General features: G+C 72.8%; 14 protein-coding genes and 1 tRNA gene. 9 read left to right on the forward strand and 6 right to left on the reverse strand.

Annotated features, from left to right (window positions below; all coding sequences use genetic code 11):
- Both HUW36_RS13325 and HUW36_RS13330 read left to right on the forward strand, forming a co-directional pair.
- Positions 1-454, forward strand: a 454-nt coding sequence (locus HUW36_RS13325) for a hypothetical protein (protein ID WP_174528447.1), incomplete at its 5' end; no start/stop codon positions are given.
- 79 nt (positions 455-533) lie between these two features.
- Entirely contained in the window at positions 534-1244 is a 711-nt protein-coding gene (locus tag HUW36_RS13330) for a glycosyltransferase family 2 protein (protein WP_174528448.1), read from the forward strand.
- A gap of 67 nt (positions 1245-1311) precedes the next feature.
- Here HUW36_RS13330 and HUW36_RS13335 read toward each other — a convergent pair whose 3' ends face one another.
- Both HUW36_RS13335 and HUW36_RS13340 read right to left on the reverse strand, forming a co-directional pair.
- On the reverse strand, positions 1312-2196 hold the full coding sequence (locus HUW36_RS13335) for a transketolase family protein (RefSeq protein ID WP_174528458.1): 885 nt from the start codon (positions 2194-2196) through the stop codon (positions 1312-1314).
- 14 nt (positions 2197-2210) lie between these two features.
- Positions 2211-2894, reverse strand: a complete 684-nt coding sequence (locus HUW36_RS13340; protein WP_174528449.1) for a transketolase — start codon at positions 2892-2894, stop codon at positions 2211-2213.
- Between the two features lie 46 nt (positions 2895-2940).
- Here HUW36_RS13340 and soxR point away from each other — a divergent pair, with 46 nt between their 5' ends.
- Complete coding sequence (soxR, locus tag HUW36_RS13345) at positions 2941-3384, forward strand: redox-sensitive transcriptional activator SoxR (protein WP_174528450.1); 444 nt, start codon at positions 2941-2943, stop codon at positions 3382-3384.
- Positions 3385-3388: 4 nt separating this feature from the next.
- Here soxR and HUW36_RS13350 read toward each other — a convergent pair whose 3' ends face one another.
- Positions 3389-4363 (reverse strand): NAD(P)H-quinone oxidoreductase, encoded by a 975-nt coding sequence (locus HUW36_RS13350; RefSeq protein WP_174528451.1) that lies wholly within the window; start codon positions 4361-4363, stop codon positions 3389-3391.
- Between the two features lie 71 nt (positions 4364-4434).
- On the opposite strand from HUW36_RS13350, the gene HUW36_RS13355 reads away from it, so the two are divergent.
- From HUW36_RS13355 to HUW36_RS13365, 3 genes are all read left to right on the forward strand, one after another.
- Positions 4435-4521 (forward strand) — tRNA-Ser (locus tag HUW36_RS13355).
- Between the two features lie 50 nt (positions 4522-4571).
- On the forward strand, positions 4572-5222 hold the full coding sequence (locus HUW36_RS13360) for a DNA alkylation repair protein (RefSeq protein WP_174528459.1): 651 nt from the start codon (positions 4572-4574) through the stop codon (positions 5220-5222).
- Positions 5223-5263: 41 nt separating this feature from the next.
- Positions 5264-5797, forward strand: coding sequence for a YbhB/YbcL family Raf kinase inhibitor-like protein (locus HUW36_RS13365; RefSeq protein ID WP_174528452.1), 534 nt, complete (start codon positions 5264-5266; stop codon positions 5795-5797).
- Positions 5798-5890: 93 nt separating this feature from the next.
- Here the strand turns inward: HUW36_RS13365 and HUW36_RS13370 are convergent, their stop codons facing one another.
- Positions 5891-6601 (reverse strand): class I SAM-dependent methyltransferase, encoded by a 711-nt coding sequence (locus tag HUW36_RS13370; RefSeq protein ID WP_174528453.1) that lies wholly within the window; start codon positions 6599-6601, stop codon positions 5891-5893.
- 207 nt (positions 6602-6808) lie between these two features.
- Here HUW36_RS13370 and HUW36_RS13375 point away from each other — a divergent pair, with 207 nt between their 5' ends.
- Positions 6809-8578, forward strand: coding sequence for a DUF6311 domain-containing protein (locus tag HUW36_RS13375; RefSeq protein ID WP_174528454.1), 1770 nt, complete (start codon positions 6809-6811; stop codon positions 8576-8578).
- Positions 8579-8582: 4 nt separating this feature from the next.
- Here HUW36_RS13375 and HUW36_RS13380 read toward each other — a convergent pair whose 3' ends face one another.
- Entirely contained in the window at positions 8583-9365 is a 783-nt protein-coding gene (locus HUW36_RS13380) for a hypothetical protein (RefSeq protein WP_174528460.1), read from the reverse strand.
- Between the two features lie 322 nt (positions 9366-9687).
- On the opposite strand from HUW36_RS13380, the gene HUW36_RS13385 reads away from it, so the two are divergent.
- The gene (locus HUW36_RS13385) at positions 9688-11217 is read left to right on the forward strand and encodes a peptide deformylase (RefSeq protein ID WP_174528455.1); all 1530 of its coding nucleotides are present in this window, start codon (positions 9688-9690) and stop codon (positions 11215-11217) included.
- Positions 11218-11282: 65 nt separating this feature from the next.
- On the opposite strand, the gene HUW36_RS13390 is transcribed toward HUW36_RS13385, so the two are convergent.
- Positions 11283-12404: a globin domain-containing protein gene (locus tag HUW36_RS13390; protein WP_174528456.1), complete on the reverse strand. Its 1122-nt coding sequence runs from the start codon at positions 12402-12404 to the stop codon at positions 11283-11285.
- A gap of 122 nt (positions 12405-12526) precedes the next feature.
- Between HUW36_RS13390 and HUW36_RS13395 the strand changes: the two genes are divergently transcribed.
- Entirely contained in the window at positions 12527-13300 is a 774-nt protein-coding gene (locus tag HUW36_RS13395; RefSeq protein ID WP_174528457.1) for a CPBP family intramembrane glutamic endopeptidase, read from the forward strand.
- Positions 13301-13456: the final 156 nt, after the last annotated feature.

The following is a 13456-nucleotide window of genomic DNA, read 5'->3' on the forward strand; positions in this document are numbered from 1 at the left end:
CCAGGCGCTCGCCGCCCTCGGGGTGGACGCCGCCGACCTGGACGTCGACCCGGTCGCCGCGCCCGCGCCGTCGGCCTCGGGTGCGCCGGACGAGCAGGCCCGACCGGACCGCAAGGCCGGCGCCCAGGAGTGGCGCAAGCGGCACCGCGCCCGGGTGCTGCTGCGCAAGAACACCCTGCACGGCGAGGTCGTGGTGCAGACCAAGGAGGGCACGAAGACCGTCGCGGTGCAGCGCGGGCAGGTCACCGCGATCGACGACAGGTCGATGACGGTGAAGTCCGCCGACGGCTTCACGAAGACCTGGACGTACGACGAGAAGCTGCGGGTGGTCGAGCGCCGCTCCACCATTCGGTCGAGCGACATCAAGATCGGCACCACGGTCGGCGTCGCCGGAACCACCCAGGGTGACGGTGGGGTGGCCCGACTGGTCGTCGTGCCGGCCAAGCAGGGCTGACCGGGCGGCCTGTGGGTGACCCCGGGGATTTGCCAGGCTAGGCTATGCCCCGACCTGCCGCCGCCGTTGTGGAGAACCCGTGAAGCTCTCGATCCTCATGCCGGTCTACAACGAGGAAGAACGCATCGCGGACGCCCTCAAGCAGGCGTTGGCGGTGGACTACCCCTGCGAGATCGAGCTGGTCGTCGTGGACGACGGCAGCCGCGACGGCACCGGCGAGGTGCTCGGCCGGGTGGACGACGCCCGCCTGCGGGTGATCACCCACCCGCGCAACGCCGGCAAGGGCGCGGCCATCAAGACCGCCGTGGACAACGCCGAGGGTGAGTACATGGTCATCCTCGACGCCGACCTGGAGTACGACCCGCAGGACATCCCGCGCCTGCTGGAGCCGGTGCTCGACGGCCGGGCCACCGTGGTCTACGGCAACCGCACCTTCGGCAGCCACAGCTCCTACAGCTTCTGGTACGTGATGGGCAACAAGGGCGTCACGCTGGCGGCCAACGTGCTCTACAACTCGTACATCGGCGACCTGGAGACCTGCTTCAAGCTGATGCCGCTGGCGCTCTACCGCTCGCTCCAGGTGCGCTCCCGCGGCTTCGGCATGGAGGCCGAGGTCACCGGCAAGCTGCTCCGCCAGCGGATCCGCCCCTACGAGGTGCCGATCAGCTACCGGGCCCGGGGCCGCGAGGAGGGCAAGAAGATCACCTGGAAGGACGGCGTCGAGGCGATCTGGATCCTGGCCCGCGAGCGCGCCCGCCGCCGCCCGGTCGGTCCCGCCGCCCGGCGCTGACCCGAAACGACACGAGGACCCCGCGTCCCGGCTCCGGCCGGGGTCGCGGGGTCCCGTCGTGTCCGGGTCAGGTGGGGGACCCGAGGAACGCGTCGACCGAGCGGCGCAGCCCGGCGGCGTCCAGGCCGTGCCAGCGGTCGTGGTCCTCCGGCCCGCCGTAGCGGCGCAGGTCCGCCCGACCGACGCCGAGGGCGAGCAGCCGGTGCGGCCGGTCGGCAAGCGCCTCGCTCACCACCCGGGTCGAGGTGCCGGCCAGGTACGGCTCGACCAGGATCACCTCGGCGCCGGCCAGCGCCCGCAGCCCGGCGGTGTCGAACGGCCGTGGCCGATGGGTGTAGGCCACCGTGACCGGCCGGTCGGCCACCGCGTCCAGCGCCGCGTCCAGCGTCGGGCCGACCGCCACCAGCAGGGGCGCGCCCGGTCCGGCGTCCCGGACGACCCGCAGCCCACCGGCCTCCGGGTACGCGGTCGTGTTGCTCCGGGTGGACAACCGCAGGTAGGCCGAGCCCGACCCGCACACCGCCGCGCGCAGCAGCGGGCGCACCTCGTCGGGGTGGCCCGGCACGTGCACGGTCCAGCCGTCGAGCGTGTCGATCAGGGCCACGTCGGCCGGCCCGAGATGGGTGCGCCCCGAGGCCGCGCGGTCGTACGAGGCGCCGATACCCACCAGCACCGCGCCCACCCCCTGGTGGCCGAGGTCGAGCTTGATCTGTTCGTACGCGCGCTCGACGAGGAACGGGGCGTAGCTGTGCACGATCGGCCGCTGCCCGGTCAGGGCCAGTCCGCCGGCCACGCCGATCATGAGCTGTTCCCGGATCCCGACGTTGACCACCCGGTCCGGGTGGTGGGCGGCGGCCGGGGCGAACGCGGCGGCGGAGATGTCGGCGAGCACGAGCACGCTCCGGGGGTCGGCGAGCACCTCCTCGGCCGTGCGGACGAACTCCTCGCGCATGGTCGTGGTCATGGTCACTCCTCGCTGTCGACGGTCGCGACGACGACGTGCGGTCGGTGGTGGTCGTGTCCGGTGAGGGCGCGGTGCAGCGCGTCGTGGTCGCGTCCGTCGACGGTGGCGGCGCTCCACCCGTTCACGGTGAACCGGCTCGCCGCGCCGCCCGGCCAGCCGTGGGTGGCCGAGTGGTTGTCCACCACGATCGCGGTCAGGTTGGCCAGGCCCGTCGCTCCGGCGTACGCGACCGCCTCGTGGTTGGAGCCCTCGTCCAGTTCGGCGTCGCCGAGCAGCACGTACACCCGGGGTGTCGTCCGGCCCTGGGCCCGCAGGCCGAGCGCGGTGCCGACGCCCAACCCGAGGCCGTGGCCGAGCGACCCGGACCCGATCTCGACTCCCGGCACGAGCGTCCGGTCCGGGTGGTCGCCGAGCCGGCTCGCCGGGCCGCCCTGGTCGTCCAGCCACTCGACCGGGACGAAGCCACGGGCGGCGAGCAGCGCGTAGTAGCCGGCGACCGCGTGGCCCTTGGAGAGCAGGAACCGGTCCCGGTCGGGGTCGTCCACGGTGGCCGGGGTGATCCGGAGCACCCGGTCGTAGAGCACCTGGAGCACGTCCAGCGTCGAGTACACGTTCGGGCCGAACTCGCGGCCGGCACGGACCCGGTCCAGCAGCGGGGCAAGCTCGGTGGCGGTGGTGGTCGTCATGCGGATAGCCTCGGACCTGAAGCGAACTTCAACTCAAGGCCCTGTGATGCATGAGGCAACCCTGACCATCGGCCAGCTCGCCGAACGGAGCGGCGTGGCACCCTCCGCGCTGCGCTACTACGAGCGGCTGGGCCTGATCCACGCCGCCCGCACCGGCGGCAACCAGCGTCGCTACGCCCGCACCGAGCTGCGCCGGGTGGCCTTCGTCCGGATCTCGCAGCAGGTGGGCGTCTCGTTGGACGAGATCCGGGAGGCGCTGGACTCGCTGCCCGCCGGGCGTACGCCGACCCCGGACGACTGGGCCGCACTGTCCCGGGCCTGGCGGGACCGGCTGGACGAGCGGATCCGGCTGCTCGGCAAGCTCCGCGACGACCTGGACGGCTGCATCGGCTGCGGCTGCCTGTCGTTGCAGCGCTGCACGCTCTACAACCCCGACGACTCGCTCGCCGCCGAGGGCCCCGGCGCGCGCCTGGTGCTCCCCCGGGACTGAGGCGTCACCGGACCAGCAGGACCTTGCCCAGGTGGTCGTTCGTCTCCACCAGCCGGTGCGCGTCGGCGGCGTCCGCCATCCCCGCCCGGGCGTGCACCACCGGCCGGATCCGGCCCGCCTCGACCAGCGGCCACACCTGCTCGCGTACGCCGCGCGTGATCGCCGCCTTCTCCGCCACCGGGCGGGACCGCAACGCGGTCGCGTGCACCGAGCCCCGCTTGGCCAGCAGCATCCCCAGGTCGAGTTCGCCCTTGCGGCCCCCCTGCATGCCGATCACCACGAGCCGCCCGCCGGTGGCCAGCGCCGCCACGTTCCGCGGCAGGTAGGACGCGCCCATGATGTCCAGGACCACGTCCGCGCCGCGCCCGTCGGTGACCCGGCGCACCTCCTCGACGAAGTCCTGCTCCCGGTAGTCGATCGTGTGCGCGGCGCCCAGCTCACGCAGCCGCTCGTGCTTGGCCGACCGGGCGGTCACCACCACCGTCGCGCCCAGGGCCACCCCGAGCTGGATCGCGAACGTGCCGATCCCGCTGCCGCCGCCGTGCACCAGCAGCGTGTCGCCCTCGGCCAGCCGGGCCAGGTCGACCACGTTCGACCAGACCGTGCAGGCCACCTCCGGCAGGGCGGCGGCGTCGACCAGGTCCACCCCGGCCGGCACCGGCAGCAACTGCCCGGCCGGCGCCGCGACCTGCTCGGCGTACCCGCCGCCGGCCAGCAACGCGCAGACCTCCTGATCCACCGCCCAGCCGGTCACGTCGGGACCGAGCGCGCGGATGGTCCCCGAGCACTCCAAGCCGGGGTACGCGGGCGCGCCCGGCGGCGGCGGGTAGTGGCCCTGCCGCTGGAGCAGGTCGGCCCGGTTGACCGCGCTGGCCCGCACCTCGACGACCACCTCGCCGGGGCCCGGCTCGGGGTCGGGCACCTCCGTCCAGACGAGGGCCTCGGGTCCGCCGGGTTCCGTGATCGTGATCGCGCGCATGGCTCAGTCTTACCCGATCCCGTGTTCGTGGCAGACTATGCGCGGTCGGGTTCCCCTCGGGGAGCACGTCGGGAGGGTTCGCCTAGTGGCCGATGGCGCTGGTCTTGAAAACCGGTAAGGCAGCGATGTCTTCGTGGGTTCGAATCCCACACCCTCCGCCCGCAACGCTCGGGAGGCCGAGGTGACGGACACGGCGCTGGCCGAGGTGATGGCCGAGCTGGCCGCGCTGGAGGACCCGAAGATCCGCGCGGTCAACGAGCGGCACGGCGACGACCACGGGGTCAACCTGGGCGGGCTGCGGGCGGTCGCGAAGCGCCTGAAGACCCAGCACGACCTGGCGTACGCGTTGTGGCGCACCGGGGACAGCACGGCCCGGCTGCTGGCGCTGCTGGTCTGCCGACCGAAGGCGTTCGGTGCCGACGAGCTGGACGCGATGCTGCGCGAGGCGCGCACGCCCAAGGTGCACGACTGGCTCGTGGCCTACGTGGTGAAGAAGAGCCCGCACGCCGAACGGCTGCGGCTGGCCTGGCTCGCCGACCCGGATCCGGTGGTGGCGAGCGCCGGCTGGGCGTTGACCACCGAGCGGGTGGCGCGCCGGCCGGACGGGCTCGACCTCGCCGGCCTGCTGGACGTGATCGAGGCGGAGATGCGGGACGCCCCGGGCCGCCTCCAGTGGGCGATGAACCACTGCCTGGCCCAGATCGGCATCGCGCACGCCGGGCACCGTGACCGGGCGATCGCCGTCGGCGAGCGGCTGGCGGTGCTGAAGGACCATCCGACGCCGCCGGGCTGCACGTCGCCGTACGCGCCGATCTGGATCACCGAGATGGTGCGCCGGCAGCACGACAGCGGGGTATGAAGGGGCGCAGAACATTTCGCGCACCCGGAAGGACCGTTTCGATGACCCTGGAACGACCGATCGCCCCGGACCCGTACGAGCTGCTGCCGACGGTGTCGGCGTTCGACCTGACCAGCGACGACGTGCACAACGGCGAGCCGATGGACGCCCGGTACGCGCACGGCAGCGCCGGCGGCGAGAACGTGTCGCCGCACCTGTCCTGGTCCGGCTTCCCGGCGGAGACGAAGAGCTTCGTGGTCACCTGCTTCGACCCGGACGCCCCGACCGGCAGCGGTTTCTGGCACTGGGTGCTGGTGGACGTGCCCGCGTCCGTCACCGAGCTGCCCACGGGGGTGGCGGAGACCGACCTCGGGGGCGCGTTCAGCATCCGCAACGACTACGGCGACACCGGTTACGGCGGCGCCGCGCCGCCCCCGGGTGACCGTCCACACCGGTACGTCTTCGCGGTGCACGCGGTCGACGTCGAGCGCCTGGACGTGGGCAAGGACGCCAGCCCGGCCTTCGTCGGCTTCAACCTGGCGTTCCACACCCTGGCCCGCGCGGTGATCCGCCCGACCTACCAGGTCAAGGACTGACCAGATGTAAGCAGGGGCCCCTTCTTAACACGTAGGTGTGAGAGGGGGCCCCATCTATACCGGAGGCGTTAACAGGGGGCCCCTCCTTGCACCTCAGGCGGGGACGCGGGCGACCGCGAAGACGGACTGGCCGAACGGCGGTCGGACCCGCTGCTCGGCGGCCTTGGTCGCGGGCAGCACCAGGGTGTCGTAGACCTTCACCATCGGGCCCTCCTTCGGCATCAGCCGGAAGACCTTGGTGGCCATGAAGTAGCCGATCAGGCCGAGCGCGTTCGCGTAATGGATCTTCTCCACCGTGAGGCCGGCCTCGGTCATCGCCGCGCCGAGCGTCTTCTTCGTGTAGCGCCGTACGTGGCCGGTGGCGATGTCCGCCGGGCTCATCGCGAACTGGAACGCCGGCACGATGATGACCACCGCGCCGCCGGGCCGGACCAGGTCGCGCATGCTGCGCAGCGCGCCCACGTGGTCGTCGATGTGCTCCAGCACGTTGTACGAGACGGCGGCGCTGTAGTCGCCCCGCTCGGTGTGCGGCAGCAGCATCTGCCGGACCTCGACGCCGGGGTGGTCGGCCAGTCGCTCCTTGAGCTTGACCAGCCGGTCGGGGTCGGCCTCGGTGGCGGTGATCCGGGGCAGGTGCTCGGCCCACTCCAGCGCGTAGTCGCCGAGGCCGCTGCCGATCTCGATGGGGTTGTCACCGAGGTAGGGCACGGCCAGCTCAACGAACCACCGCCGGTGGTTGACCGCCGTCGCCAGGCCTTCGAGCACCTCCGACTGGACGCGCTGATCCCCAGTGATTTCTGCCATGCGTCGATTCCTCACGATATGACTGACCCGCGCCTGGACCGTCAGAGTCAACCATCTGGATGGCTGGTGGGGAAATCGGGGCACCGGGGTGGCCGAATTGCGGTCGGGTGGGGCACGTGATCGGCGGTCGGCGAACTCGGCACATAGTACGTGAGTCCCGGAAACATGTCACGGGCCCGTCATACCCTGACTACGCTCTGAAATGTCATGACTACTCCGGAATCGGACGCGGACCCGCGGCGGGGTCGGCGGTTCGACGCTCTCGCCGTGCTCAGCTTCGTGCTGCTCGCGTTCTGGGTCACCGCTCGCCTGTGGGTGGATCCGGCCAACGGGGTCCGGGACAATCGCACCGATCAGGCGCAATTCGAATGGATGATGGCGCACGGTGCACGGGTCGTGACCGATTTCGCCTATCCGTTCACCTCGGACCGGATGAATGTGCCGGACGTGGTCAATCTCATGGCGAATACGTCCGTATTATCCATTTCGGTGCCGCTGTCGCCGATAACGCTGTGGTGCGGTCCGCGCTGGTCCTTTCTGATTTTCCTCACGTTCGGCCTCGCCGCCACCGGAGCGGCCTGGTATTTCCTGCTCTCCCGCGTGGTGGTCGGGGCACGCGCGCCCGCGTGGCTGGGTGCCGGCTTCTGCGCGTTCGCGCCGGCGATGGTGTCGCACGCCAACGCCCACCCGAACATCGTCAGCCAGTTCGTGGTGCCGCTGATCGTCTGGCGGACGTTGCGGCTGGCGCAGCCCGGCCGCTGGCTGCGCAACGGGGTGCTGCTCGGCCTGGTGATCGTCTGGCAGGCCTTCCTCAACCTGGAGATCCTGCTGATGACCGCCATCGGCCTGGGCGTGGTGGTGCTCGCGCTCGCGCTGGGCCGGCCCGGACTGCGTGCGGCGACCCGACCCTTCGCCGCCGGGCTCGGGGTGGCCGCCGTCGTCGCCGGGGCGCTGCTCGCGTACCCGCTCCGGGTGCAGTTCTTCGGCCCCGGCGCGTACAGCGGGCTGTCCGCCCTGATCCGCGGCTACTCCACCGACCTCGCCGCGTACGTGGCGTGGTCCCGGGAGTCGCTGGCCGGCGACGCGCGGGGCAGCGAACCGCTGGTGAAGAACGCCACCGAGGAGAACGCGTTCTTCGGGTGGCCGCTCGTGGTGCTGGTGGCCGCGCTGGTCTGGTGGCTGCGCCGGAACGCGGTGGTGCTCGGGCTGGCCGCGGTGGGGCTGCTGTTCGCGCTCTTCTCGCTCGGGCGGGAGGTCCGGTACGGCGGACGGGACACCGGCGTCCCCGGCCCGTGGGCCGCGCTGGAGAACCTGCCGATCCTGCACTCGGTGGTGCCCACCCGATGGTCGCTCGCGCTCACCCCGATCGTCGGCGTGCTGCTCGCGTTCGGCGCCGACCGGGCCCGCCGCCTCGCCGCGCGCCACCCGGCCGCGCGCGGGCAGATCCGGTTCGCCACCGGCACCGTGCTGGCCATGGCGCTGCTGCCGATCCTGCCCACCCCGCTGCCGGCCAAGCGCCTCGACCCGACTCCGGCGTTCGTCACCTCGGGCGCGTGGCGCCCCTACGTCGCCGGTGGGCGGAGCGTGGTCACGCTCCCGCTGCCCGACACCACCTACGCGGTCCCGCTGCGCTGGTCCGCCGAGACCCGGCTGGACATGCCGCTGGCCCGGGGCTACTTCCTCTATCCGGACACCCGCCCGGGCGGCGACCGGATCGCGCTGTTCACCGCGCCACCGCGTCCCACCAGCACGTTCTTCGACACCGTACGGCGGAGCGACGCGGTGCCCCCGATCACCCCGCAGGACCGGGTGGCCGCCGTCGACGACCTGCGGTACTGGCGGGCCGGCGCGGTGGTCCTCGACCCCCGGCTGCGGCAGGCCGAGGCGTTGCGTCGGGCGATGACCGAGCTGACCGGAATCACGCCGAGGCGTACCGGCGGGGTGTGGCTGTGGGACGTGCGGCCGCTCGTCGGGTGAACGGTCAGGCCTGGCGGACGCAGCAGCCCTGGCAGACCTTGGGCCGGGGCAACGTGAACGCGAGGCAGCAGGTGCGCCGCTGCACGGTCGGCTCGCCGGTCGGGCCGGGCACCAGCTCGACCAGGTCACCCAGGTCGAGCGCGTCCAGCAGCGTGGTCACGGTCGCGGCCGACGAGCCGGGCAGCGCGTCCGCCGCGCGCAGGATGCCGTGCGCGATGCCGGACGCCACCGAGCCGAGCAGCGTACGGGTGCCGATCCGGACCTCGCCCTGGATGGCGGTGATCAGCGGGGCGAAGTGCGCGTCGAGCAGTGAGGCGCGCAGCTCGCCGAGCAACGCCGTCTCGTCGGCGACCACCCGGACCCCCGGCGTGCCGGTGAGGGCGAGCGGGTCGCCGGGCAGCACCGCCACCGGGGTCGAGGCACGCAGCCCCAGCGTGAGCAGCTGGTGGTGGTCCTCGAAGTGCACGAGCACGTGGGCCGGGTCGAGCAGCGGCACCCGGCGGGCCGAGGCCCAGCCGAGCACGGCCGGCAGCGCGGTCCAGTAGCTGTAGGACTTCCAGGCCAGCGCGGCGCAGGCGTGCGGGGTGCCGCCCCAGCGCCGGCCCGCGGCGGTGAGGAACTCGGGCAGCAGCGTGCCGTCGACCAGGCGGGCGGCCGGCGTCCAGCGGGCCAGCTCGTCGCGGACCAGCAGGCCGGGTGCGAGCCCGGGCAGGTCGTCGGTGCCGAACATGGCACGCAGGGTCGCGGTCACCGGGGCGAACGGGGTGGCGACGTCGCGCCCCGGCATCACCGCAGTCACCTGGCCGTCCCCTGTCTGGTCGCCCTGCCGGCCGGCGCGTGCCGTCGACCGAAGCTAAGGCTAGCCTAACCACAATCCCCGGCGGAGGGAAAGTGGTGCCACGGGCTTCAGGGGGAGGTCCCGGTCACTCCGTCGCCGTCGCGTACTACCCGGCGGGGTGGGCGGAAAACGCCGCCCGGAGGGCCGGGTGGGCGGCGCAAGCATCGACGTGCACCGTTGAATTGTCAAGACGACTGTCGAATACGAGGCAGTTTCCGTACACGTCCGGCCACCCAACGTGAAAATGGTCGTCCCGGCTACGAGGAAGCTGATGACGACCTCACCGATCGAGCGTGCCGCCGACTCGTTCGCAGCCGAACTCGCCCGGCACCGGACCGGTCGAGGGCTGTCCAAGAAGCAGTTGGCGACGCTGATGGGCTTCGACCCGTCCTACGTCAGCCACGTCGAGGGGCGCCGCCACCGGCCCACCGAGGACTTCGCCCGCCGGGCCGAGGCGGTCCTGGAGGCCAGCGGGGCGATCTGGCAACGCTTCCGGGAGTACGACGAGCTGCGGCACGGCCGGGCCGCCGGGGCGCACCGCGACCCGCCCGTACCCGGCCAGTGGCTGCCGCCCGGCACCGGCCTGGTGGTCGAGCGCGAGGTCGCCACGCTCACCCACACCGGCGACGGCTACCACTGCGTCATCCGGCGGGAGCTGTACAACGCCGGCACCGAGCCGGTCACCCGCTACCTGGTCCGGGTCGCGGTCGACCGCTACCCGAACGATCCGGGGCGCTCCAACCGGCACCACCGGGAGCACCCGCTCACCTTCGCCGAGCTGCAACTCACCGCGTACCGGGACGACGGGAGCGGGCGGGAGCCGATGCACTGGCGGGCCAAGCACGACCGGGACGCGTTCAAGGAGATCTGGCTGCTCTTCGAGAACGACGAGGGCCGCTTCCCGCTCTACCCGGGCGACCGGGTCACCATCGAGTACGCGTACCAGGTCGGTCGGGACAAGTGGGGACCCTGGTTCCAGCGCGCCGTACGCCTGCCCACCCGGCACCTGGCGGTGCGCCTCGACCTGCCCGCGGACCTCGACCCGAAGGTGTGGGGCGCGGAGACCTCGCTGTCGGCGGAGGAGGGGCCGCTGCGCACGCCGATCCAGCGCACCGCGGCCGACGACCGGTTGATCTTCGACTGGGGGACCGACGACCCGCCGCTGAACGCCCGCTACCGGTTGCAGTGGCGGTTCCGCAGCCCGGCGCCGGAGGCCGAGCCGGACGGCCCACCGGCCGGCGGCCGGGTGCGGGCCAGCGACCGGATGCGCGCGGTGGGCATCGTGCAACGCGGCGACGACCTGCTCCGGCAGCCCGCCCGCCCGTTCGACCTGCCGGCCGAGGAGTCGCACGCCCGGCAGGTGGTCGATCGGCTCGCCGGCATGCTGGTCCGCCTCGACGAGCTGCACCCGTTCAGCAAGGGCGTCGGCCTCGCCGCACCCCAGCTCGGCCTCGGCTGGTCCGCCGCCCTGGTCCGCCCCGCCGACCGGGCGGCCGAACCGGTGGTGCTGCTCAACCCCCGGGTGGTGGACGCCGCCGCCGAGACCGACGAGCAGTACGAGGGCTGCCTCTCCTACTTCGACCACCGCGGCCTGGTGCCCCGCCCGCTGCGGATCGACGTGGAACACGCGCTGTGGGACGGCAGCCGGGTGATCACGTCCTTCGAGTACGCGATGGCCCGGCTGGTCGCGCACGAGATCGACCACCTGGAGGGGCGCCTGTACGTCGACCGGATGGCCCCCGGCGTGCCGCTGGTGCCGGTGGAGGAGTACCGCGAGACCGGCACCCCCTGGCGCTACTGAGACGGGGGCCGGGTCGCGTGCCCCAGGGGGCGGGGGCACGCGACCCGGCTCGGGGGGAGAAAGGCTCAGAGGTTGCCGAACGTGTCGTAGCGGATGTTGTCCGGCGGGACGTCGTCGGCGGCGAGGGCGCGCAGCGTCGCCCGGACCATGGCCGCCGAACCGGAGACGTAGCAGTCGTGCGTGGTCCACGGGCCGTACCGGGTGACCACCTCGGAGACGTCGCCCTGCTCGCCGGCGTAGTCCGGGTCCCCGCTGCACGCCGGCGTCACCGACAGCCAGGGGTGGGTCGCCACCAGCTCCTCCAGGCCGGCCAGCCCGTACAGCTCCTCCGGGCGGCGGGCGCCGTAGAAGACGTGCACCCAGCGGGTCCGGTTGACCCGGGCCAGCTCCTCCACCAGCGCCTTGATCGGTGCCAACCCGACCCCGCCGGCCACGCATAGGATGTCCCGGGTGGAGTCCGGGTCCAGCGTCATCGAGCCCATCGGGGCGGCCACCCGCAGCAGGTCACCCGGCTTGGTCCGACGGACCAGCGCACCGGACACCCAGCCCGCCGCCCCGGCCGGCGTCCGGACGTGGAACTCCAGCACGCTCTCCTCGTTCGGGGCGTTCGCCACCGAGTACGTCCGCCACACCCGGGGGTGGTAGCGGGGCACCTCCACGCTCACGTACTGACCGGCCTTCCAGGGGAGCGGATCCTGGAGGGCACGGACGGTCAGCACCGCCGTGTCCGGGCCGTGCCGCTCGTGGCTGAGCACCTCGGCGTGCCAGAACGGCGGGTTCCCGTCCGCCTCCGCGCCGGCCAGCATCCGCTCGGTGATGCTGGCGTACGCCTCCCGCCACGCCTGGTCGTACTCCAGGTTCCAGCCGTCGCCGGCGGTGCTGCGCAGCGCGTCGAGCAGGGCGACGCCCATGGTCTCGTAGTGGCCGGAGGACACGTGGTACTTCCGGTGGTCCCGGCCCAACGCCCGCAGGTACTCGTCGAAGCTCTCCGGGTCGTCCACCGTCTGGGTGGCCGTGACGATCGCCTCCAGGATCCGGTCGCCCTGCCCGTTCATCTGCACCGGGAAGAGCTTGCGCAGCTCCGGGTCGAGGAGGAACAGGCGGGCGTAGAAGTGGCCGCTGAGCCGCTCCCGGTGCTCCTCCACCAGGGCCCAGCTCTCCTTCAGCAGCCGCGCGAAGTTCTCCACAGGGGCACGCTCCTTCTCCGTACGGGCGGATCGGCCTCCATAGAATGTCCACGCAGCGTGTCCGGCGGTCGCACACGATGTGCGACCGGCCCACCTCGTCGCCGAGGTGGTTTCATGGTCCGGTGACGGTTGACGAGCTGGCCCGGCCGGTCTCCCGCCGGGTGCTGGGCACCGAGACGCTGCTCGTGCTCGGCCTCTCCCTCGGCCAGTCGGCCGTGTACGCGCTGGTCTCGCTCGTCGCCAAGCTCACCGCGTCGGGCGGGCTGTCGAAACAGACCGCCGCGCTGAACACCTCCGCGTCCGCCCGGCCCTACCTCGACCTCACGTACCAGCTGCTCGGGATCGTCTTCGCGCTGCTGCCGGTACTGCTCGCCGTACACCTGCTCGCGCGCGACCCCGGCGACCCGGCGCGGACGCTCGGCGTCGACCTCCGCCGGCCCGGCTCGGACCTGGCCCGGGGCGCGGGCCTGGCCGCGCTGATCGGCCTGCCCGGGCTGGCGCTGTTCTGGGTGGCGGCGCAGCTGGGCGTCAACGCCACCCTGGTCCCGGCCGCCCTGCCGGACCTCTGGTGGGCGGTGCCGGTGCTGATCCTCGCCGCCGTGCAGAACGCCGTGCTGGAGGAGGTGATCGTGGTCGGCTACCTGGTCACCCGGCTGCGGCAGCTCAACTGGCGGCTCGGCGCGGTGCTCGCGACAAGCGCGGTGCTGCGCGGCTCGTACCACCTCTACCAGGGCTTCGGCGCGTTCGTCGGCAACGCGGTGATGGGGTTGATCTTCGGGTGGTTCTACCTGCGCACGCGCCGGGTGGCCCCGCTGATCGTCGCGCACACGCTGCTCGACGTGGTCGCCTTCGTCGGCTACGCGCTGCTGCCGAGATCCTGGTTCGGCTGGCTCTGAGCGTTCTGCAGATCGGCGAGGTGGCGGTATCCCGGCCTCGTGATGCCGCCACCTCGGCGTACTGGTGTGGATCAGGCGCGGGCGGGCCGATACCGGGCGACCGCCCGGGCGGCGAGCCGCTCTGCGGCGGCCGTACCGCCGGTCGCGGCCGCCAGC

The sequence above is a fragment of the Micromonospora maritima genome (assembly GCF_902825405.1).
GTDB classification, from domain to species: domain Bacteria; phylum Actinomycetota; class Actinomycetes; order Mycobacteriales; family Micromonosporaceae; genus Micromonospora; species Micromonospora maritima.

What these genes read in the sequence shown, in the direction of transcription:
- HUW36_RS13335 (WP_174528458.1), bottom strand. Translation starts at nt 2,196, where the DNA reads ATGCGCGAGGAGTTCGTCCGCACGGCCGAGGAGGTGCTCGCCGACCCC.
- HUW36_RS13340 (WP_174528449.1), bottom strand. Translation starts at nt 2,894, where the DNA reads ATGACGACCACCACCGCCACCGAGCTTGCCCCGCTGCTGGACCGGGTC.
- soxR (WP_174528450.1), top strand. Translation starts at nt 2,941, where the DNA reads ATGCATGAGGCAACCCTGACCATCGGCCAGCTCGCCGAACGGAGCGGC.
- HUW36_RS13350 (WP_174528451.1), bottom strand. Translation starts at nt 4,363, where the DNA reads ATGCGCGCGATCACGATCACGGAACCCGGCGGACCCGAGGCCCTCGTC.
- HUW36_RS13360 (WP_174528459.1), top strand. Translation starts at nt 4,572, where the DNA reads ATGGCCGAGCTGGCCGCGCTGGAGGACCCGAAGATCCGCGCGGTCAAC.
- HUW36_RS13365 (WP_174528452.1), top strand. Translation starts at nt 5,264, where the DNA reads ATGACCCTGGAACGACCGATCGCCCCGGACCCGTACGAGCTGCTGCCG.
- HUW36_RS13370 (WP_174528453.1), bottom strand. Translation starts at nt 6,601, where the DNA reads ATGGCAGAAATCACTGGGGATCAGCGCGTCCAGTCGGAGGTGCTCGAA.
- HUW36_RS13375 (WP_174528454.1), top strand. Translation starts at nt 6,809, where the DNA reads ATGACTACTCCGGAATCGGACGCGGACCCGCGGCGGGGTCGGCGGTTC.
- HUW36_RS13380 (WP_174528460.1), bottom strand. Translation starts at nt 9,365, where the DNA reads ATGCCGGGGCGCGACGTCGCCACCCCGTTCGCCCCGGTGACCGCGACC.
- HUW36_RS13385 (WP_174528455.1), top strand. Translation starts at nt 9,688, where the DNA reads ATGACGACCTCACCGATCGAGCGTGCCGCCGACTCGTTCGCAGCCGAA.